19 protein-coding genes are annotated in these 18279 nt (G+C 71.4%); 10 read left to right on the top strand and 9 right to left on the bottom strand.

Going from position 1 to position 18279, the window contains the following annotated elements; translation table 11 throughout:
• Positions 1–9: 9 nt before the first annotated feature.
• Positions 10–1500, bottom strand: coding sequence for an IucA/IucC family protein (locus ACFYW5_RS31605; protein ID WP_389420546.1), 1491 nt, complete (start codon positions 1498–1500; stop codon positions 10–12).
• A 92-nt stretch (positions 1501–1592) separates the two neighbouring features.
• On the opposite strand from ACFYW5_RS31605, the gene ACFYW5_RS31600 reads away from it, so the two are divergent.
• Genes ACFYW5_RS31600 through ACFYW5_RS31590 form a run of 3 tightly spaced genes read left to right on the top strand, consistent with a single transcriptional unit; the run spans position 1593 to position 5143 of the window.
• Positions 1593–3089: an IucA/IucC family protein gene (locus ACFYW5_RS31600; RefSeq protein WP_389420545.1), complete on the top strand. Its 1497-nt coding sequence runs from the start codon at positions 1593–1595 to the stop codon at positions 3087–3089.
• Positions 3090–3134: 45 nt separating this feature from the next.
• Positions 3135–4394 carry a VWA domain-containing protein gene (locus ACFYW5_RS31595; protein WP_389420544.1) on the top strand — a complete coding sequence of 420 codons (1260 nt, stop codon included), beginning with the start codon at positions 3135–3137 and terminating at the stop codon, positions 4392–4394.
• Positions 4394–5143 (top strand): hypothetical protein, encoded by a 750-nt coding sequence (locus ACFYW5_RS31590; RefSeq protein ID WP_389420543.1) that lies wholly within the window; start codon positions 4394–4396, stop codon positions 5141–5143. The genes ACFYW5_RS31595 and ACFYW5_RS31590 overlap by 1 nt, the downstream gene beginning before the upstream one ends.
• A 47-nt stretch (positions 5144–5190) precedes the next feature.
• On the opposite strand, the gene ACFYW5_RS31585 is transcribed toward ACFYW5_RS31590, so the two are convergent.
• Positions 5191–5817, bottom strand: a complete 627-nt coding sequence (locus tag ACFYW5_RS31585; RefSeq protein WP_389420542.1) for a winged helix-turn-helix transcriptional regulator — start codon at positions 5815–5817, stop codon at positions 5191–5193.
• Between the two features lie 85 nt (positions 5818–5902).
• Between ACFYW5_RS31585 and ACFYW5_RS31580 the strand changes: the two genes are divergently transcribed.
• Genes ACFYW5_RS31580 through ACFYW5_RS31565 form a run of 4 tightly spaced genes read left to right on the top strand, consistent with a single transcriptional unit; the run spans position 5903 to position 8875 of the window.
• Positions 5903–7111 carry a pyridoxal phosphate-dependent aminotransferase gene (locus tag ACFYW5_RS31580; protein WP_389420541.1) on the top strand — a complete coding sequence of 403 codons (1209 nt, stop codon included), beginning with the start codon at positions 5903–5905 and terminating at the stop codon, positions 7109–7111.
• A 10-nt stretch (positions 7112–7121) separates the two neighbouring features.
• Positions 7122–7721, top strand: coding sequence for a histidine phosphatase family protein (locus tag ACFYW5_RS31575; protein WP_389420540.1), 600 nt, complete (start codon positions 7122–7124; stop codon positions 7719–7721).
• 40 nt (positions 7722–7761) lie between these two features.
• Entirely contained in the window at positions 7762–8400 is a 639-nt protein-coding gene (locus ACFYW5_RS31570; protein ID WP_389420539.1) for a hypothetical protein, read from the top strand.
• A 52-nt stretch (positions 8401–8452) separates the two neighbouring features.
• Positions 8453–8875, top strand: coding sequence for an acyl-CoA thioesterase (locus ACFYW5_RS31565; RefSeq protein WP_389420538.1), 423 nt, complete (start codon positions 8453–8455; stop codon positions 8873–8875).
• Positions 8876–8939: 64 nt separating this feature from the next.
• Here ACFYW5_RS31565 and ACFYW5_RS31560 read toward each other — a convergent pair whose 3' ends face one another.
• The 7 genes from ACFYW5_RS31560 to ACFYW5_RS31530 all read right to left on the bottom strand — a co-directional run bounded on the left by ACFYW5_RS31560 (position 8940) and on the right by ACFYW5_RS31530 (position 14617).
• Complete coding sequence (locus ACFYW5_RS31560) at positions 8940–10328, bottom strand: nucleobase:cation symporter-2 family protein (RefSeq protein WP_389420537.1); 1389 nt, start codon at positions 10326–10328, stop codon at positions 8940–8942.
• Positions 10329–10558: 230 nt separating this feature from the next.
• Positions 10559–11938, bottom strand: coding sequence for an 8-oxoguanine deaminase (locus tag ACFYW5_RS31555; RefSeq protein ID WP_389420536.1), 1380 nt, complete (start codon positions 11936–11938; stop codon positions 10559–10561).
• Positions 11939–12043: 105 nt separating this feature from the next.
• The gene (gene pucL, locus ACFYW5_RS31550) at positions 12044–12967 is read right to left on the bottom strand and encodes a factor-independent urate hydroxylase (RefSeq protein WP_389420535.1); all 924 of its coding nucleotides are present in this window, start codon (positions 12965–12967) and stop codon (positions 12044–12046) included.
• A gap of 4 nt (positions 12968–12971) precedes the next feature.
• On the bottom strand, positions 12972–13385 hold the full coding sequence (gene uraH, locus ACFYW5_RS31545) for a hydroxyisourate hydrolase (protein ID WP_389420534.1): 414 nt from the start codon (positions 13383–13385) through the stop codon (positions 12972–12974).
• Between the two features lie 4 nt (positions 13386–13389).
• Positions 13390–13899, bottom strand: a complete 510-nt coding sequence (uraD, locus tag ACFYW5_RS31540; RefSeq protein ID WP_389420533.1) for a 2-oxo-4-hydroxy-4-carboxy-5-ureidoimidazoline decarboxylase — start codon at positions 13897–13899, stop codon at positions 13390–13392.
• Positions 13900–14009: 110 nt separating this feature from the next.
• Positions 14010–14321, bottom strand: a complete 312-nt coding sequence (locus ACFYW5_RS31535) for a helix-turn-helix domain-containing protein (RefSeq protein ID WP_389420600.1) — start codon at positions 14319–14321, stop codon at positions 14010–14012.
• A 44-nt stretch (positions 14322–14365) separates the two neighbouring features.
• Positions 14366–14617: a thiamine-binding protein gene (locus ACFYW5_RS31530; protein WP_389420532.1), complete on the bottom strand. Its 252-nt coding sequence runs from the start codon at positions 14615–14617 to the stop codon at positions 14366–14368.
• A 137-nt stretch (positions 14618–14754) separates the two neighbouring features.
• Here ACFYW5_RS31530 and ACFYW5_RS31525 point away from each other — a divergent pair, with 137 nt between their 5' ends.
• From ACFYW5_RS31525 to ACFYW5_RS31515, 3 genes are all read left to right on the top strand, one after another.
• The gene (locus ACFYW5_RS31525; protein ID WP_389420531.1) at positions 14755–15576 is read left to right on the top strand and encodes a TIM barrel protein; all 822 of its coding nucleotides are present in this window, start codon (positions 14755–14757) and stop codon (positions 15574–15576) included.
• Between the two features lie 26 nt (positions 15577–15602).
• Positions 15603–16496, top strand: coding sequence for a 2-hydroxy-3-oxopropionate reductase (locus ACFYW5_RS31520; RefSeq protein WP_389420530.1), 894 nt, complete (start codon positions 15603–15605; stop codon positions 16494–16496).
• Between the two features lie 192 nt (positions 16497–16688).
• The gene (locus tag ACFYW5_RS31515; RefSeq protein WP_389420529.1) at positions 16689–18146 is read left to right on the top strand and encodes a catalase; all 1458 of its coding nucleotides are present in this window, start codon (positions 16689–16691) and stop codon (positions 18144–18146) included.
• Positions 18147–18279 lie beyond the last annotated feature (133 nt).

Below are 18279 nucleotides of genomic sequence, written 5' to 3'. Positions count from 1 at the left end.
CCGGCCAGCCTAAGCGAGGCCGGTCGCGGCCAGCGGGTTGGGCAGGGGGCGGTAGCGGGCGTCGGCGCCGTCGGCTCCGGTCCAGCGCAGCAGCAGGTTGGTCTTGCCCGGGAGGGTGGGCGCGCTGAGCAGGGCGGGGATCTCGGGCAGGTCGTGGGCGGCGAGGACCCGGCGCACGGCGGGCCAGGGGTCGAGGCCCCGGTGGCGTTCGGCGAGGGCGGCGGCCACCTCCCACAGGTGGTTGACCACCAGGCAGTACACCAGCCGCTCCCACCCGGCGGCCCGGTCCGCGTCGGCCGGCAGCTTCACGCCCTCGGCGTCCCGGTACAGCGCCTGCACCGGGGTGCCCCCGGCGTCGACGGCGACCAGCGTGTTCTGCAGGTGCGCCTCCAGGACGACGCCGTGGTCGGCGAAGGCCCTCAGGGCGGGCGGTACGACCGCGGCCAGGTAGGCGTCCCACCAGAGCGCCGGGTCCCGCGTGGTGTCGAGCGGGCTGCCCGGGAAACCCTCCACGAGGCCCGCCGCGAGGAGCGGGGTCGCGCCGGGACGCAGGTGCGGGCGGAACCCGTCGCGGACGAGGACGGCCAGCTCCTCGAAGGCGAAGTCGGCCGTACGGTAGCCGCGGTCGCTGAGCCAGGCGCCGGGGCCGGTGGTGAACGCCCGCACCACGGCCGAGTCGGTCCTGCGCAGTTTCCGCAGGTCGTGGCGCCAGAGCCGGCGGATGTCGTTGGTGATGCGGACGTCGAGGCTGAACTTCAGGAAGAGATCGCGCTCGGGGACGTACACCGTGCGGACGGCGGCCGTCGGCCACGCCGGGAAGCCGGTCGTGCCGAGGCGGATCAGCAGGCCGTCGGCGAAGGCTCCGCCGAGGTCGACCAGGTCGAGCTGCCAGGGGTGGGCGGGCAGCAGCCGGTAGCCGGGGGGCGCCGCGCCGAGGGCGTCCAGGGCGGCGGTGTCGCCCTCCTCGACGACCCTGTCCTCGCGCACCCCGAGCAGCACCAGCGGAAAGCGGGCGTACGCCTCGGGCGCGTACGGCAGCCAGCCCGCCACCGGTCCGCCGCCGCGCGCCTTCGGGGCCGGGTGGTGCGGGTGGCCGGTGATCAGGGACTGTTCGGAGCGCAGATACGGGTCGGCGGGCGGGGCCGCCCGGTCCCGCGCGGTGAGCAGCGCGGCGACCACGTCCCGGCTGTCGGCCATCTCGGCGGGCAGCTCGTGGTTGTCCCGGCCGGTGTGACGGCGCAGTTCCTCCGCGACGAGTTTCACCAGCTCAGGGTGGCCGACGCGGAGCCAGCGGCCGTCGGCGCGGACCTCCGGGTCGGCCGGGCGGCGCTCGCCGCGCACCCGCAGCAGGCGGCCGCTGGGCAGCCGGTACACCTGGGGCCCGGCCGGTTGTGCCACCTCCCGCAGCAGGCAGTTGAGCAGGGGGGCCGCCGCGACGGCGTCCGCGCGGGTCGCTGCGTCGGCGTCGGCGGGCGGGGGCATGAGGTCCACGCGGTTCACTCGTTCTCTGCGGTCCGTTCGGGCGGAGAAGATCAGTATCGCTGTCGTCGTCGCCCGACCTGACGTCCCACTCGTACCCGAGGAGCCCGACCGTGCACCGTCCCCCCACCGCCGAGGCCGAGGTAGCGGCCGAGTTGGCCGATGTCCGCCCCGGTCTGGCGTCCCGGTACGCGGCCGGGCTGCCCGGCGCCCGGGCGGCCGTGCTGACCCGGCTGTGGCGGGCGCTCGCCCATGAGCCGCTGCCCTGGGTCACCGCCCGCGAGAACGGCCGGGAGGGCCTCACCCTGCGCCTGGGCGACGGCCGCCGGCTGCACGGACCGCACGCCGACCCGTACGCCACCGCCGGCCAGGTCACCGCCGTACGGCTCGACGGGACCGAGTACCGCGATCCGGCGCGGCTGGTGACCGAGCTGGGGGTGGCACGAGGTACGGCGTTCGTGGCCGAACTCGGGCACAGCGTGGCCTCGTTGGCGCTGTCCCGGGCCGGGCAGCCGACTGCCCCGGAGGAATGGCCGGACAGCGACTGGGAGTGGGAGCAGCGGGTGGTGGACGGGCATCCGTACCACCCCACCTGCCGTTCGCGCCCCGGGTTCTCGGTGGCCGAGCAGCTCGCGTACGGGCCCGAGCACCGGCCGCTGGTGGAACTGGGCCTGTGGCCGGTTCCGGCGGCCGAGGCGCTGCTGACCGGCAGCTGGCCGGACGAACTGCGCGACGGCAGCCGTCTGTTGCTGCCGGTGCATCCGTGGCAGGCGGCACATGTGCTCAAGCGCCCCTGTGCGCGTTCGATCCCCGGCGCGCGTCCGCTGATGTCCCTGCGCACCCTCGCGCTGCCCGGCGGACCGCACGTGAAGACGGCGCTGAGCGCCCGGCTGACCTCGTCGGTGCGGGACATCTCGGTGTACTCCATCGCCCTGGCGGCCACCCTGTCCGCGTTCGCGGAGTCGCTGGCCGCCCGCACCGACGGGCTGCTGCACATCACCCGCACCCTGGGCGCGGCCACCGCGGACTCCCCCGATCTCGCCGCCGTACTGCGGGAATCGCCGCAGCGGTACGCCGGTCCGGGTGAGCGCGTGGTGCCGGTCGCCGCGCTCGCCACCACCGACCTGCCCGCCCGCGCCGGCTGGCTCGCCTCCTTCGCCCGGCTCGCCCTCGGCGTCGGCCTGCGGCTGCTGGAGCTGGGCGTGGCGCTGGAGGCGCACGGCCAGAACCTGCTCGTCGTGCTGGGCGCCGACGGCACCCCGCTGCGCCTCGTCTACCGCGACCTCGCCGACATCCGGGTCAGCCCGGCCCGGCTGACCCGGCACGGCATCCCGGTGCCCGAGCTGACCGGCCGGATCGTGACGGACGATGAAACCACCCTGCGCCGGAAGCTGTTCGGCTCGCTGGTGGCGGGCGCGCTCGCCGGTACGGCGGGTTCGGCGGCGGCCCTGGGGGCGGCGCTGGAGACGGCCGTACGGGATCTGCCGCGCACGCCCGATCTGGCCGTGCTGCGCGAGGAGCCGCTGCCCGCGAAGGCGCTGACGCTGATGCGGCTGTCGCCGCGGACGCCCGGGGACCAGTGGGCGCGGCTGCCCAACCCCCTGGGGTGAGCGGCCGTTTTGGAGCCGGACACCCCTGATCAATAGGATCCGCCGATGATCACAAGAACACGGCTGGCGGCGGGGGCCTGTGCCCTGCTCGCCGCGCTGACGGCCGGGACGGCGTTCCCGGCCGGGGCGGCGGCCGGCGAACCCACGGGCGAGGACGCGCCGAAGGTGAACCTCGTGCTCGACGTCAGCGGTTCCATGCGGGCGCGGGACATCGACGGCCGGTCCCGGATGGCCGCGGCGAAGCAGGCGTTCAACGAGGTGCTCGACGCCACGCCCGAGGAGGTCGAGCTGGGCATCCGGACGCTCGGCGCCAACTACCCGGGCGACAACCAGAAGACGGGCTGCAAGGACACCGCGCAGCTGTACCCGGTCGGCCCGCTGGACCGCACCGAGGCCAAGACGGCGGTGGCGACGCTCACGCCCACCGGCTGGACCCCGATCGGTCCGGCGCTGCTGAAGGCGGCCGACGACCTCGACGGCGGCACCGGCTCCAAGCGCATCGTGCTGATCAGCGACGGCGAGGACACCTGTGCCCCGCTGGACCCGTGCGAGGTGGCGCGGGAGATCGCCGCCCAGGGCATCGGGCTGACGATCGACACGCTCGGCCTGGTCCCCAGCACCAAGATGCGGCAGCAGCTGAGCTGTATCGCGGAGGCGACCGGCGGCACCTACACCTCGGTGGAGCACACCGACGAACTGACCGACCGGGTCAACCAGTTGGTCGACCGGGCGGCCGACCCCGTGGTGACACCGGTGGCGACCGAGGGCGGCGACCGGTGCGCACAGGCGCCCACCCTGGAGTCGGGTCTGTACACCGACCGCGCCGAGTTCGGGCAGCAGCGCTGGTACCGGGTGGACGTCGAGCCGGGGCAGGAACTGCGCGCCTCGCTGAGCGTGGCCGCGGACCGGGCGGTGAACCCCTCCTACGGCGTGCTGCTGCGGGCGGTGACCGTGCACGGCCGGGAGATCGTGCGCGGCGAGGCGGCGGGCAACGGCCGTACGGACGTGATCTCGACCGGCGTGCGCTATCCGAAGGCGGAGAGCGACGAGGCGCCCGCCGAGGGCGTGTGTCTTCAGGTCACGCACTCGTTCTCGGCGGCCACCGGGGTCAAGACCACGCCCGGTATGCCGCTGGAGCTGACGGTCGATGTCGTGGACGGTCCGTCGGAGTCGGCCGATGTGGCCTCCTTCGGGCTCGGGCGGGGCTGGTGGCTGCTCGGCGCGCTGATCCTGACCGGCTTCCTGGCGGGGCTGATCTGGGGCTGGGTGTCGCGCTGGCGGGTCGCGGTCTGGAGGACCAACTGATGAGGTGCACACGTCCCTTGAGCGCGGCCCTGCTGATGCTGGGGCTCGCGGCGGCCCCCGCCACGGCGGCCGAGGCGCCGACCGAGGCGGGCACGTCCTTCCGTACGGCGGCGGAGATCGAGCAGGGCCAGGAGGCCACCGCCGGCGGTTCCGCGGGTGACTACCTGTACTGGTCGTTCCCGGCGGACGCGGGGCAGCGCCCCACCGTCAGCGCGACGGTGAAGCTCCCCGAGACGCACGCCGCCGAGACCTGGCAGATCGACGTCTACGACGGACTGCGGCGCCGTCAGGCCTGCCAGTACGGCGCCCAGACGCGCACCGCCGCCGCGGACGCCGCATCCGTGGAGCTGACCTGCGTCCTGCGCACGGTCCGCGCCTGGTCGGAGCCGTGGGCGAACGACCCGCTGCCGGGCACCTATTACGTCCGGCTGACCGTGGTGAACCTGGCGACGGCCGATCTGGGTCTGCCGGTGGACGCCTCGGTGCGGGTCGACTCCAAGGACATCGGCGGCGCGGCGGCGGTGGACGGCTCGCTGGCGAAGCCGCTGGTGCCGGGGATCGCGATGAAGTCGGCTGCGGACGAGGAGAGTCCGGCGGTGCTGTCCAGCATCGATCCGGAGGACGGCTGGGCGTCCGGCCGGTGGTCCGACCGCTGGCTGTGGACGGCGGCGGGCGGGGTGCTGGCCGCGCTGGCCGGTGTCGGCGGGTACGCGCTGACGCGCGGCTCGGGACGGCCGCCGGGGGTCTGATCCTCAGGCGCGGGGGCCCGTCGCACTCCGGTGCGGCGGGCCCTTCGCTATGCCTCCCGCAGGGCCTTGGCGAGGGTCCCGTCGCCGGTCACGGTGATCCGGCCGTCCCGTACCGCGTCCGGGACGCTCAACTCCCCTCGCGCCACCGCCGTACAGGTGCCGGTGTCCAGCTCCAGACGCGCGTCGGGCTCGGCCGGTGCGGGGCCCTCACCGTAGACGGGCCCCTCCTCGGTGCCGACGTGCAGATGGAACTCACCCTCATCCAGCCGCACTTCAACGAGCCCCTCCCCCGGCAGGAGATTCAGCAGCGGCAGCGCGAACCAGTGGGCGCGTACGGCGTCGGTCGGCCGCCGCTCGCCCAGCTCGGCCCGGCCCCACGCCCCGAGGGCCTGGAGGACCGGCAGCAACTGCCGTCCGCGCGGGGTGAGTTCATAGACGTAGGCCGCGCCGGGCGGGGGCAGCCGGCGCCGGGTGGTCAGCCCGTCCCGTTCCATGTCCTTCAGCCGTGAGGCGAGCACGTCGGTGCTCACGCCCGGGAGATCCGCGTGCAGGTCTGTGTAGCGGCGCGGACCGGCCAGCAGTTCGCGGACGATCAGCAGGGTCCAGCGGTCACCGACGACATCGAGGGCGCGGGCGGCGGAACAGTACTGGTCGTAGCTTCGGCGTGGCGACATGGAACGCAGTCTAGACATGTCATTGGACTTTCCAAGCGCGGACTTGGTAAAACCAAGTAACACCAGATACCGGAGGGGCGCGCGCATGGAGTTCCGGCAGTCCAACAAGCTCAGCGAGGTCTGTTACGAGATCCGCGGCCCGGTGATCGAGCACGCCGACGCACTGGAGAAGGCGGGCCACAGCGTGCTGCGCCTGAACACCGGCAACCCCGCGCTCTTCGGCTTCGAGGCGCCGGAGGAGATCCTCCAGGACATGATCCGGATGCTCCCTCAGGCGCACGGCTACACCGACTCCCGGGGCGTCCTGTCCGCCCGCCGGGCCGTCGCCGGGCGCTACCAGACCCTGGGCCTGGAGGTCGACGTCGACGACGTCTTCCTCGGCAACGGCATCTCCGAGCTGATCTCGATGGCCGTGACCGCGCTGGTCGAGGACGGCGACGAGATCCTGATCCCGGCGCCCGACTTCCCCCTCTGGACGGCCGTCACCACCCTCGCGGGCGGCAAGGCGGTCCACTACCGCTGCGACGAACAGGCCGACTGGTACCCGGACCTGGACGACATGGCGGCGAAGATCACCGACCGCACCAAGGCCGTCGTCATCATCAACCCGAACAACCCGACCGGCGCCGTGTACCCGAAGGAGATCATCGAGGGCATCCTCGACCTCGCCCGTCGGCACGGTCTGATGGTCTTCGCAGACGAGATCTACGACCAGATCCTGTACGACGACGCGGTCCACCACTCGGCCGCCGCCCTCGCCCCCGACCTGGTCGTGCTGACCTTCTGCGGACTGTCGAAGACCTACCGGGTGGCGGGTTTCCGCTCGGGCTGGCTGGTCGTCACCGGCCCCAAGCAGCACGCCAGGAACTACCTGGAGGGCCTGACCATGCTGGCCTCCATGCGGCTGTGCGCCAACGCGCCCGCGCAGTACGCCATCCAGGCCGCGCTGGGCGGCCGCCAGTCCATCCACGAGCTGACCGCGCCGGGCGGCCGGCTGCACGAACAGCGCACCGTGGCCTGGGAGAAGCTCAACGAGATCCCCGGCGTCTCCTGCGTCAAGCCGAAGGGCTCGCTGTACGCCTTCCCGCGCCTGGACCCCAAGGTCCACCGGATCCACGACGACGAGAAGTTCGTCCTGGACCTCCTCCTGCGCGAGAAGATCCAGGTCGTCCAGGGCACCGGCTTCAACTGGCCCACCCCCGACCACTTCCGCATCCTCACCCTCCCGCACGCCGAGGACCTGGAGGCGGCGATCGGCCGCATCGGCCGGTTCCTCAGCGGGTACCGCCAGTAGCCTGGGGGCCATGGGTGATCTTCTTCTGGTGCGGCACGGTGAGACCTCGTGGTCCCGTTCGGGGCGGCACACCGGTCTGACGGACGTGCCGCTGACCGAACAAGGGCGCGAGGAGGCGCGGCGGCTGGTGCCGTTGATCCGCTCGCACCGGATCGGTGCCGCGTTCGTCAGCCCGTTGCAACGGGCCCGCGAGACGGCCGAGCTGATCGGCCTGACCTCGCACCGGATCGATCCCGACCTGCGGGAGTGGGACTACGGCGGCTACGAGGGCATCACGACCGTCGAGATCCAGCGGGAGCGGCCCGGCTGGTTCCTGTTCACCGACGGGGTCGCGCCGGGTCCGCCGGAGCACCCCGGGGAGAGCCCCGCGCAGGTCGGGGAACGCGCCGACCGGATGCTGGCCAAGGTCGACGCCGCGCTCGCCAACACCGAGGGCGTCGTCGTCCTGGTGGCGCACGGTCACTTCCTGCGGGTGCTCACGGCCCGGCGGCTCGGGCTGCCGCCGGCGAACGGCGCGCTGTTCCAGCTGGCCACCGGGACCGTGTGCCGGCTGGGCACCGAGCACGGGCGGCCGGTGATCGCGGGGTGGAATGTCAGACCCGGGTCGTAGCCTTCGAAGCGGTGGGGAAACCGCTTGAGGGGAGCACGCCGTGACACGACCGCCGACCGCCGCGCAGCGGCGTGTGCTCGACTCCGCCGACCCGGTCACCGGGCGGCTGCGCGGTGGCACGGAGACCCAGCTCGCGGCCCTGGTCAAGCGCGGGCTCGCCTTCCGGCATCCCCGGCCGCCGCACGATCACTTCCTGACCCCGGCGGGCCACCGGATACGGGAGACGGCGGACGTCCCGGCGGTCCCGGCCGAACGGGCGCCCGCCGCCGAGTCCGGGGTGTTCGCCGCGCGCATCGGCGGCGAGGAGGAACCGCCCGCCGGCGGTCCCGCCCGGCTGCGCGAGGTGCGCGGTGCCTGGGAAGGGCTGGTGGAGCTGCGCCGGATGACCAACCCGGACGGCGCCACCGACCGGCCGTGCGGCTGGGAGCGTACGCATCTGGTGCAGGCCGCCGCGCTGGCACTGGAGGCGGCCGGGCACCCGCCCGCCGGACCCGACGGCACCGGCGGCTACCGGGTGCGGGCCACCCCGCAGCCGGAGGCGGTGGCCGTGCACCGGCCCGATGCCGAGGGTCTGCGCGCGTGCGCGGCGACTCTGGAGCAGGGGGGCTGGCAGGTGAGCGAGCACACCGATCCCCGTACCCGCGCGCGATATCTGCTGGCGTCACCGCGCCGGACGTGAGGAGGATGCCACGATCACCGCACAGGGCATCGACGACGAGAAGAGGAAGTCCGTGAGCGAGCCGTTCTCCGTCCGGATCACCGTCCGTGGCTACGAGACCGACGTACAGGGTCACCTCAACCAGAGCGTGTACCTCAACTACGCGGAGCACGCCCGCTGGTCGCTGCTCCAGGCGGCCGGCATCAGCCAGACGGGACTGATCTCCCAGGGGATCGGACCGGTCGCCCTGGAGACGACCATCCGCTACCGGCGCGAGCTCCTGGCGGGCGACGAGGTCGACGTGTCCTGCGCCTTCGTGTGGGGCGAGGGCAAGACCTTCCGCATCGAGCAGACCATCACCAAGGCGGACGGCACCGTGGCGGCCGAGGTCACCGGCGTCGGCGGGCTGCTGGACCTGACCGAGCGCCGGCTGGTGGCGAACCCGCAGGACTACTTCAAGGAGCTGGCCACCGACCCGGGAGCGTTCGGGCTCTGAGACTGGCGAATGCGGCGGGGGCGGTGACCGGCCCCCGCCGCCTCCCTGTTGAAGGGCCCTCGGTTCAGGACGTCGCCGGGGCCGTTCGGGGCGGGCCCGTGAGTTCTTCGCCTGATTCCATCGGGTGGGTGACGTCCTCCGCGTCCTGGTTCCTGCCGAGGTGGTTGAAGACCAGGTTCAGCAGCACCGCCACCACACAGCCCGTCGAGATGCCCGAGTCCAGGACGATCCGGGCGGTCTCCGGGAAGGCGTGGTAGAACTCCGGCGCGGAGATCGGGATGATGCCGACCGCCAGCGAAACGGCCACGATCAGGACGTTGTTGTCCTTCTCCAGGCCGGCGCGGACCAGGGTCTGGATACCGCTCGCCGCCACCGAGCCGAACAGCACCACGCCCGCCCCGCCCAGCACCGGCCGCGGTACCACCGCAATCAGCGAGGCGGCCATCGGGCACAGCCCCATCAGGACCAGGAAACCGCCGCCCGCGGCCACGACGTACCGGCTGCGGATCTTCGTCATCGCGACCAGGCCGATGTTCTGGGCGAAGGCGCTGCACATGAAGCCGTTGAAGAACGGGCTGATCGCCGAGCCGAGGGTGTCGGCGCGCAGGCCCGCCGCGATCGTCTTCTCGTCGGCCGGGCGGTCCACGATCTCGCCCAGCGCCAGCATGTCCGCGGTGGACTCGGTCATCGAGACCACCATCACCACGCACATCGAGATGATCGCGGCGACCTGGAACTGCGGCGCCCCGAAGTGGAACGGTGACGGGAACCCGATCACGCTCGCCTCCGCCACCGGGCCGAAGTCCGTGACACCGAACGGGATCGCGATCAGGGTGCCGCCGACCAGGCCCAGCAGCACCGCGATCTGCTTGACGAAGCCTCGCGTGAAGCGGCGCAGCAGCAGCACCAGGAGCAGTGTCACGGCCGCCAGCGTCAGGTTCGTACTGGAACCGAAGTCGTCCGCCGCGGGGTTAGGGCCCTGCGCCCAGCCGAAGGCCACCGGCAGGAGCGAGACGCCGATCAGGGTGATCACCGTGCCGGTGACCACCGGGGGGAAGAAGCGGACCATCTTGCTGAAGAACGGGGCCGCTATGAAGCCCAGCAGTCCCGCGACGATCACCGCCCCGAAGATGATCGGCAGCGCGTCGGACTTGTCGTCGGTGGCGGCGACGATCGCGGTCATGGGGGCGACACCGGCGAAGGTGACGCCGTTGACGAAGGGCAGCCGGGCGCCGATGTTCCAGATGCCGAGCGTCTGGAGGAAGGTCGCGAGGCCGGCCGTGAAGAGGCAGGCACCGGTGAGGAAGGTCAGTTCGATGGCGCTGAGACCGACGGCCGCACCGACGATCAGGGGCGGGGCGACGACGCCCGCGTACATGGCGGCCACATGCTGCAGGCCGGTGGTCGCCATTTTCAGGGCGGGGAGTTTCTCGTCGACGGGGTGGGCGGACACGGGCGGCTCCTCCGGTCGGTTAACAGCACGTCGGCTCTGACGTGGGTTTCAAGGAGGTGGTGCGCGGTCGTGCGGGACCGTTGAAAACCGTGGAACGTTGAAGAGAGGACGGGAGGCCGTTCCGGGGCGCACACGCTTGTGGGCGCCCCGGAGACGGCCGCCATGGACCCCGCTCGGGTCCACGGCCACCGGTCGAGGGCCGTCCCCCTCGACCGGAGATCTTCAACCGGTCAGCCCTGCGCGGCGATCCGCGCCAGGCGCTGCGCCTGCTCCCGGGTGGAGCGGGCGATGGTGTCCTCGTCGACCGTGAGCAGCCGGTTGTCCGCCACGATCTGCTCGCCGCCCACGAAGGAGGCGGTCACCGGGGCCGCGGCGCCGAAGACCAGCGCGGTCACCGGGTCGGCGATCGAGGCGTGGGCCAGCGTGTCGAGCTTCCACAGCACCAGGTCGGCCAGCTTGCCCGGCTCCAGCGAGCCGATCTCGGCCGCGCGGCCGAGCACCTGGGCGCCGCCGTGGGTGCCCAGGCGCAGCGCCTGACGGGCGTTCAGGGCGGCCTCGCGGTGGGCGCCGAGGCGGTTGATGAGCAGCGCGTTGCGCAGCTCGGTGTGCAGCTCGCCCGACTCGTTGGAGGCCGTGCCGTCGACGCCGAGGCCGACCGGGACGCCGGCCGCCAGCATGTCGGGGACGCGGGCGATGCCGGCCGCGAGACGGGCGTTGGACGAGGGACAGTGGGCGACACCGGTCTTGGTCCGGGCGAAGGCGGCGATGTCGGAGTCGTTCATGTGGACGCAGTGCGCCATCCACACGTCCTCGCCGAGCCAGCCGGTGGACTCGAAGTAGTCGGTCGGGCCCATGCCGAACAGCTCGTGGCAGAACTTCTCCTCCTCGACCGTCTCCGAGCCGTGGGTGTGCAGCCGTACGCCGAGGCTGCGGGCCAGCTCGGCGCCCCGGCGCAGCAGGTCGGTGGAGACGGAGAAGGGGGAGCAGGGTGCGACGGCGACCTGGGTCATCGCGTCGAAGGAGGCGTCGTGGTGCTCCTTGACGGTGGCCTCGGTCGCGGCGAGCGCGCCGTCCAGGGTCTCGACGGCGAAGTCCGGGGGCAGGCCGCCGTCCTTCTCGCTGCGGTCCATCGAGCCGCGGGCGAGGGTGAAGCGGACGCCCATCTCGCGGGCGGCGCGGATGATCGAGCCGGACAGGTCGCCGGAGCCCTGCGGGAAGACGTAATGGTGATCCATCGCGGTGGTGACACCGCCGCGGGCCATCATGGCCAGCGAGCCCTGCGCGGCCGAGTACGTCATCTGCTCGTCGATGCGCGCCCAGGTCGGGTAGAGGGCGACGAGCCAGTTGAAGAGGTTGTGGTCGGTGGCCAGGCCCCGGGTGATCCACTGGTAGAAGTGGTGATGGGTGTTGACCAGGCCGGGGGTCACGAGGTGGCCGGTGGCGTCGATGCGCCGGACCACGTTCTCCAGGCCGTCGGGGGCCCTGCCCGCGCCCAGCGCCTCGATGCGATTGCCGTTGAGGACGACGTGACCCGAGGCGTACTCGGTGTCGTTCGCGTCGACGGTCGCGATCGCACAGTTGTCGATGACGATGCGCTGGTTGGCTGCCATGGTTCGTCCTTTGCGCTGTTGTGGAGAGGGCACGGCAGGACCCGGGAGATTTGAGTGCCGCGGCCGGGTGCACAAGTCCCGGCCGCGGGTGCCGAGATGGTGTTGCTAGAGGTTGGTGAGGTCCACCGGAATCCTCGGCTCGCAGCCGTCCCGCAGGATGGTGGCCTCGATCAGGCCGTAGGGGCGGTCCGCGGCGTAGTAGACCTCGTTGTCGTTCTTCAGCCCGAACGGCTCCAGGTCCACCAGGAAGTGGTGCTTGTTCGGGAGCGAGAAGCGCACCTCGTCGATCTCGCTGCGGTTGTTGATGATCCGCGAGCCCATCTGGTACAGCGTCTGCTGCAGCGAGAGCGAGTAGGTCTCGGCGAAGGCCTGGAGCATGTGCTTCTTCACCTGCTCGTAGGACTTCTCCCAGTTGGGCATCTTCTGCTCGTCGTCGGTCCAGTTGAACCGCCAGCGGCCGGAGACCTGGGTCGCGAGGATCCGGTCGTAGGCCTCCTGGAGGGTCGTGTACTTGTCCTTGACGTAGCCCCAGAACTCGGAGTTGGTGGAGTTCATCACGGTCAGGTCCTTCAGACCCGAGACGACCTCCCACGACGAGCCGTCGTAGGTGATCTGCGTGACGCGGGTCTCCTGGCCCTGGCGCACGAAGGAGTGCTTGACCTCGTCGGCGCCGATGAACCGGGAGTTGGCGTCGGAGGTCGCGATCCGCTCCCAGGCGTACTCCTCGATGCGGATCCGCGCGATCTCGATCGGCTCCTGCGAGGTGACGAAGTGCCGGGCGAGGTGGATGCCGAACTGCTCGGCCGACTCGATGCCGTACTCCTTGGCGAACGCGTACACCGTGTTCTTGGTGGTGTCGGTCGGCAGGACATTCGCATTGGAGCCGGAGTAGTGGACCTCGTCCATGTCGCCGCTCAGCGCCACGGATACGTTGAGGTCCTTGATGTGATGGGTGGCGCCGTCCCGCGTGATCTTGACGACTCGGTTCTCGGCCTTGCCGTACTGGTTCTGTCCCAGGATGGTGGGCATTTAGCTAGCTCCCTCGGTAAACGGAGTAGCCGAACGGGTTGAGCAGCAGCGGTACGTGGTAGTGCTCGCCCGGCACGACGGCGAACGTGATCGCCACCTCCGGGAAGAACACGGCGGCACCGCTGTCCCGATTCGCGGGGGCGTCCTGCTGCGCATCGGCTTGCTTCTTCTCGAAGTACGGCTCCACGGCGAAGTCGAGCCGTACGTGGGTGGTCCCCTCCGGCAGGGCGGGGAGGTCCTTGCACCGGCCGTCCGCGTCGGTCGCGGAGCCGCCGAGCGTCCGCCAGTCGCCTCCTTGCCCGTACTGGGCGGACCGGCCGCCGCGGGCCGAGAGCTCGACGGCGACGCCCTCGGCGGGGCGGCCGGCGCTGGTGTCCAGGATGTGCGTGGACACGGAAGCGGTGGTGCTGGTGCTCATGGTGTCAGGCTTCCTCTTCGACGAGTCGGGCCAGTCGGATGCGGTTGATCTTCCCCAGCTCGGTGCGGACGATCTCGCGCTCCTGCTCCGGCGCGTTGCCGATCCGCTCCTTGACCGCGTCGCGCATCTGCTCGCCGGTGCGGCCGGTGGCGCAGATCAGGAAGACATGGCCGAACTTCTCCTGGTAGGACAGGTTCAGTTCGAGCATCTCCGCCTTGAGCTCCTCCGCGGCGCCGGCCATGCCGCGCTGTTCGCGGGCGGACGTCGGATCGCCGGGCTTGGGGCGGCCGATCGGCGGGTGGCCGGCCATCGCCTCTTCCAGGTCCGCGGTGGTCAGCTCGGCCATCGCGGCGTCACTGGCGGAGTACAGGTCCTCCACGGTGGCGTACGGGCGGGCGGCGAGAAGCCGCTCGGCCCACGCCCGGGAGGCGCACGCCTCGTGGAGCGCGGCGAAGGCCGCGTGCTCCTCCAGGGCGTTGAACCGGACCAGGCCCGGCGTGGATGTGGACGTCACGGGAGCCTCCGTGGCCTTGTGCTGAACGGGCTGCCGATAGCTAACGCCCTGCGCGACACCACGTCAACACTTTGTTGAAAATTCCGGGTAACGAAACCCGGAGCCCCCCGTCAGGCCCCTTTCTCGCGGTTCAGGTAGTTGTAGACGGTGAAGCGGCTGACGCCCAGGGCGCCGGCCACGGTTTCCACGCCGTGCCGCACGGAGAAGGCGCCGCGCGCCTCGAGTATCCGGACGACCTCCTGCTTGGACTTGCGGTCCAGGTCGGCGAGCGGCTTGCCCTGCTTGCGCTCCATGGCGGCCAGAATGTGGTCCAGCGAGTCCGCGAGCTGGGGCAGGCGTACGGCGACGACGTCGGCGCCCTCCCAGGCGAGCACCACGTCCTCGGGCCCGGCCTCGTCGGGCGGCAGCATCTCGCCGCCCATGGCGTCGACCAGCGGCTTCACGGCCGTGATGAAGGGCTCGACGTTCACCGCTCCCCCTCCTCGACCACGTTGACCTGGAGCGATACCCGGGTGGCGCCGGACTCCAGGGTCTTGCGCAGCAGCGCGTCCACGGCGCTGAGGACGGCGTCGGCGCTGCCCTCGGCGGTGTTGCCGAACGGGCCGACGTCCACCGCGTCCAGCTCGGCCGCCTCGATGACCTCGCGGGCCACGACCGCGTGCGCGGGGGCTTCGTCGAGGTCGAAGGGCTCGGTCGTGAATTCCACTCTCAGTCGCACGCGCTCAACCTAACGCGCGCCGCCGCTTTCCGCCGACCCCTCTTGACAAGCTCGAACACCCGACGGCAATCTTCCAGTAAGCAGAAAAGAACTTCCGTCATACGGAATCTCGACAACGGAAGGGAGCGCCGGACCCCATGGGATTCGCAGAGCAGCGCTTCAACGTCAACCTGTCGATCCTCTTCACGGAACTCCCGCTCCTGGAGCGCCCCGCGGCCGCCGCCGCGGCCGGCTTCACCGCGGTCGAGCTGTGGTGGCCCTGGATCGACTCCCCCACCCCCGAGCGGTCCGAGCTCGACGCCCTGAAGAAGGCGATCGAGGACGCGGGCGTCCGGCTCACGGGCCTGAACTTCTACGCCGGACAGCTCCCGGGCCCGGACCGCGGCGCCCTGTCGGTGCCCGGCGAGGAGTCGGAGAAGTTCCGCGCCAACATCGACGTGGCCGCCGACTTCGCCGCCTCCCTCGGCTGCACGGCGCTCAACGCGCTCTACGGCAACCGCGTCGAGGGCGTGGACCCGGCCGAGCAGGACGCGCTGGCGCTGGAGAACCTGGTCCTCGCGGCCCGGGCCGCCGACCGGATCGGCGCGATCCTGCTGATCGAGGCGCTGAACCGGCCCGAGTCGCCGCGCTACCCGCTGGTGTCGGCCCCGGCCGCGGTGGGCGTCGTCGACAAGGTCAACGCCGCGACGGGCCTGGGCAACGCCAAGTTCCTCATGGACCTCTACCACCTGTCGATGAACGGCGAGGACCTGCCGGCGGTGATCGAGCAGTATGCCGCGCAGACCGGCCACGTGCAGATCGCCGACAACCCCGGCCGCGGCGCCCCGGGCACGGGTTCGCTCCCCCTCGAAGACCTCCTCGACCAGCTGCAGAAGGCGGGTTACGACGGCTGGGTCGGCCTCGAGTACAAGCCGGGCGACCGCCCGAGCGCCGAGGCCTTCGACTGGCTGCCCCGCTGACCCCCCTGACCGAAAGGCACACCCTCATGAGCAACGCACTCCCCAAGATCGCCTGGATCGGCCTCGGCATCATGGGCTCCCCCATGTCCGAGAACCTGATCAAGGCGGGTTACGACGTCACCGGGTTCACGCTGGAGCAGGACAAGCTGGACCGGCTGGCCAAGGCCGGCGGCACCGCGGCCGGTTCGATCGCCGAGGCCGTCAAGGACGCGGACGTGATCATCACGATGGTCCCCGCCTCCCCCCAGGTCGAGGCCATCTCCTACGGCCCCGACGGCATCCTCGAGAACGCCCGGTCCGGCGCCCTGCTGATCGACATGTCCTCGATCACCCCGCAGACCTCCGTGGACCTGGCTAAGGCCGCCAAGGACAAGGGCGTCCGCGTGCTGGACGCCCCGGTGTCCGGCGGCGAGGCCGGTGCCATCGAGGCCGTACTGTCGATCATGGTCGGTGGCGAGCGGGCCGACTTCGACGAGGCCAAGCCGGTGCTGGAGGCCCTCGGCAAGACCATCGTGCTGTGCGGTCCGCACGGCTCGGGCCAGACCGTGAAGGCCGCCAACCAGCTGATCGTCGCCGTGAACATCCAGGCGTGCGCCGAGGCCGTGGTCTTCCTGGAGAAGTCGGGCGTGGACCTCAAGGCAGCGCTGGACGTCCTCAACGGCGGCCTGGCCGGGTCCACCGTGCTGACGCGCAAGAAGGACAACTTCCTGCAGCGCGACTTCAAGCCGGGCTTCCGGATCGACCTGCACCACAAGGACATGGGCATCGTCACCGACGCCGCCCGCAACGTCGGCGCGGCCCTGCCCGTCGGCGCCGTGGTCGCCCAGCTCGTCGCCTCCCTGCGTGCGCAGGGCGACGGCGGCCTGGACCACTCCGCGCTGCTGCGCGCGGTCGAGCGCCTCTCCGGCGCCCAGGTCTGAGGACCTGCCGAGAACTCCGGGCGGCGTCGCCGCTGACACCTGTCCTGTCGCGCCCAAGCGGCGGCGCCGCCCGGAATCCACTGCAACAGACCGTTGAGTATCTTCAACAAACTGTTGACGCCTTGTTTGCCCCCTCCTAGGCTCCACGAAGCGGAAACAGGTTTCCGCTGACTCCCGCACGGAAGGTCCACGATGTCGAAGCGCGTGCTCACCACCGAGTCCGGCGCCCCGGTCGCCGACAACCAGAACTCCGCCTCCGCCGGCGTCGGCGGTCCGCTGCTCCTCCAGGACCAGCACCTCCTGGAGAAGCTCGCCCGGTTCAACCGTGAGCGCATCCCGGAGCGCGTCGTGCACGCCCGCGGCAGCGGTGCCTATGGCTACTTCGAGGTGACCGACGACGTCAGCGGCTTCACCCACGCCGACTTCCTGAGCGCCGTCGGCAAGCGCACCGAGGTCTTCCTGCGGTTCTCGACCGTGGCCGACAGCCTCGGCGGGGCGGACGCGGTCCGCGACCCGCGGGGTTTCGCGGTCAAGTTCTATACCGAAGAGGGCAATTACGACCTCGTCGGGAACAACACCCCGGTGTTCTTCATCAAGGACCCGATCAAGTTCCCGGACTTCATCCACTCGCAGAAGCGCGACCCGTTCACCGGCCGTCAGGAGCCGGACAACGTCTGGGACTTCTGGGCGCACTCCCCCGAGGCGACGCACCAGGTGACGTGGCTGATGGGCGACCGCGGCATCCCGGCGTCGTACCGCCACATGAACGGCTACGGCTCGCACACCTACCAGTGGACGAACGCCGAGGGCGAGGCCTTCTTCGTCAAGTACCACTTCAAGACCAACCAGGGCATCCGCTGCCTGTCCGCCGAGCAGGCCGCCGAGACCGCGGGCAAGGACCCCAACTCGCACCAGACGGACCTGCTCCAGGCCATCGAGCGGGGCGTGAACCCGTCCTGGACGCTGTACGTGCAGGTGATGCCGGCCGCCGAGGCGGCGGAGTACCGCTTCAACCCGTTCGACCTGACCAAGGTCTGGCCGCACGCCGACTACCCGCTGCAGCGCGTGGGCCGCCTGGTCCTGGACCGCAACCCCGACAACGTCTTCGCCGAGGTCGAGCAGGCCGCGTTCTCCCCGAACAACTTCGTCCCGGGCATCGGCCCGTCGCCGGACAAGATGCTCCAGGGCCGCCTGTTCGCCTACGCCGACGCGCACCGCTACCGCCTGGGCGTCAACCACACCCTGCTCGCCGTGAACGCCCCGCGGGCGACGAGCGCGCGGAACTACGGCCGGGACGGCCTCATGGCCGCCAACTCCCAGGGCCGGTACGCCAAGAACTACGAGCCGAACTCCTACGACGGCCCGGTCGAGACCGGCCGTCCGCTGTCCGCCCCGCTCGCGGTGTCCGGGTACACCGGCACGCACGAGGCCCCGCAGCACACCAAGGACGACGACTTCTTCCAGGCCGGTGAGCTGTACCGGCTGATGTCCGCCGAGGAGAAGTCCCGGCTGGTCGCGAACATCGCCGGTGGCCTCTCCCAGGTCTCCCGCGACGACGTGATCGAGAAGAACCTGGCCCACTTCCACGCCGCCGACCCGGAGTACGGCAAGCGCGTGGAGGAGGCGGTCCGCGCCCTGCGCGAGGACTGAAAGGCTCCCTGACCGCGCCCGAGCGGCCGACAGACCCGGATGAGGGGTGGTCGATCGGCTTCGGACGCGGGTCAGGGTGAGGACCGCGGCGGTGTGCGAGCCAGTGCGGTGGTGAAGGACCGGGACCCCTTCT

This window comes from Streptomyces sp. NPDC002779 (genome assembly GCF_042888685.1).
In the GTDB taxonomy this organism is placed as follows: Bacteria; Actinomycetota; Actinomycetes; order Streptomycetales; family Streptomycetaceae; genus Streptomyces.
This window is presented reverse-complemented; position numbering and strand designations above follow the sequence as displayed.

What these genes read in the sequence shown, in the direction of transcription:
- ACFYW5_RS31595 (WP_389420544.1), top strand. Translation starts at nt 3,135, where the DNA reads ATGATCACAAGAACACGGCTGGCGGCGGGGGCCTGTGCCCTGCTCGCC.
- ACFYW5_RS31590 (WP_389420543.1), top strand. Translation starts at nt 4,394, where the DNA reads ATGAGGTGCACACGTCCCTTGAGCGCGGCCCTGCTGATGCTGGGGCTC.
- ACFYW5_RS31585 (WP_389420542.1), bottom strand. Translation starts at nt 5,817, where the DNA reads ATGTCGCCACGCCGAAGCTACGACCAGTACTGTTCCGCCGCCCGCGCC.
- ACFYW5_RS31580 (WP_389420541.1), top strand. Translation starts at nt 5,903, where the DNA reads ATGGAGTTCCGGCAGTCCAACAAGCTCAGCGAGGTCTGTTACGAGATC.
- ACFYW5_RS31575 (WP_389420540.1), top strand. Translation starts at nt 7,122, where the DNA reads ATGGGTGATCTTCTTCTGGTGCGGCACGGTGAGACCTCGTGGTCCCGT.
- ACFYW5_RS31555 (WP_389420536.1), bottom strand. Translation starts at nt 11,938, where the DNA reads ATGGCAGCCAACCAGCGCATCGTCATCGACAACTGTGCGATCGCGACC.
- pucL (WP_389420535.1), bottom strand. Translation starts at nt 12,967, where the DNA reads ATGCCCACCATCCTGGGACAGAACCAGTACGGCAAGGCCGAGAACCGA.
- uraH (WP_389420534.1), bottom strand. Translation starts at nt 13,385, where the DNA reads ATGAGCACCAGCACCACCGCTTCCGTGTCCACGCACATCCTGGACACC.
- ACFYW5_RS31535 (WP_389420600.1), bottom strand. Translation starts at nt 14,321, where the DNA reads ATGGGCGGCGAGATGCTGCCGCCCGACGAGGCCGGGCCCGAGGACGTG.
- ACFYW5_RS31525 (WP_389420531.1), top strand. Translation starts at nt 14,755, where the DNA reads ATGGGATTCGCAGAGCAGCGCTTCAACGTCAACCTGTCGATCCTCTTC.
- ACFYW5_RS31520 (WP_389420530.1), top strand. Translation starts at nt 15,603, where the DNA reads ATGAGCAACGCACTCCCCAAGATCGCCTGGATCGGCCTCGGCATCATG.
- ACFYW5_RS31515 (WP_389420529.1), top strand. Translation starts at nt 16,689, where the DNA reads ATGTCGAAGCGCGTGCTCACCACCGAGTCCGGCGCCCCGGTCGCCGAC.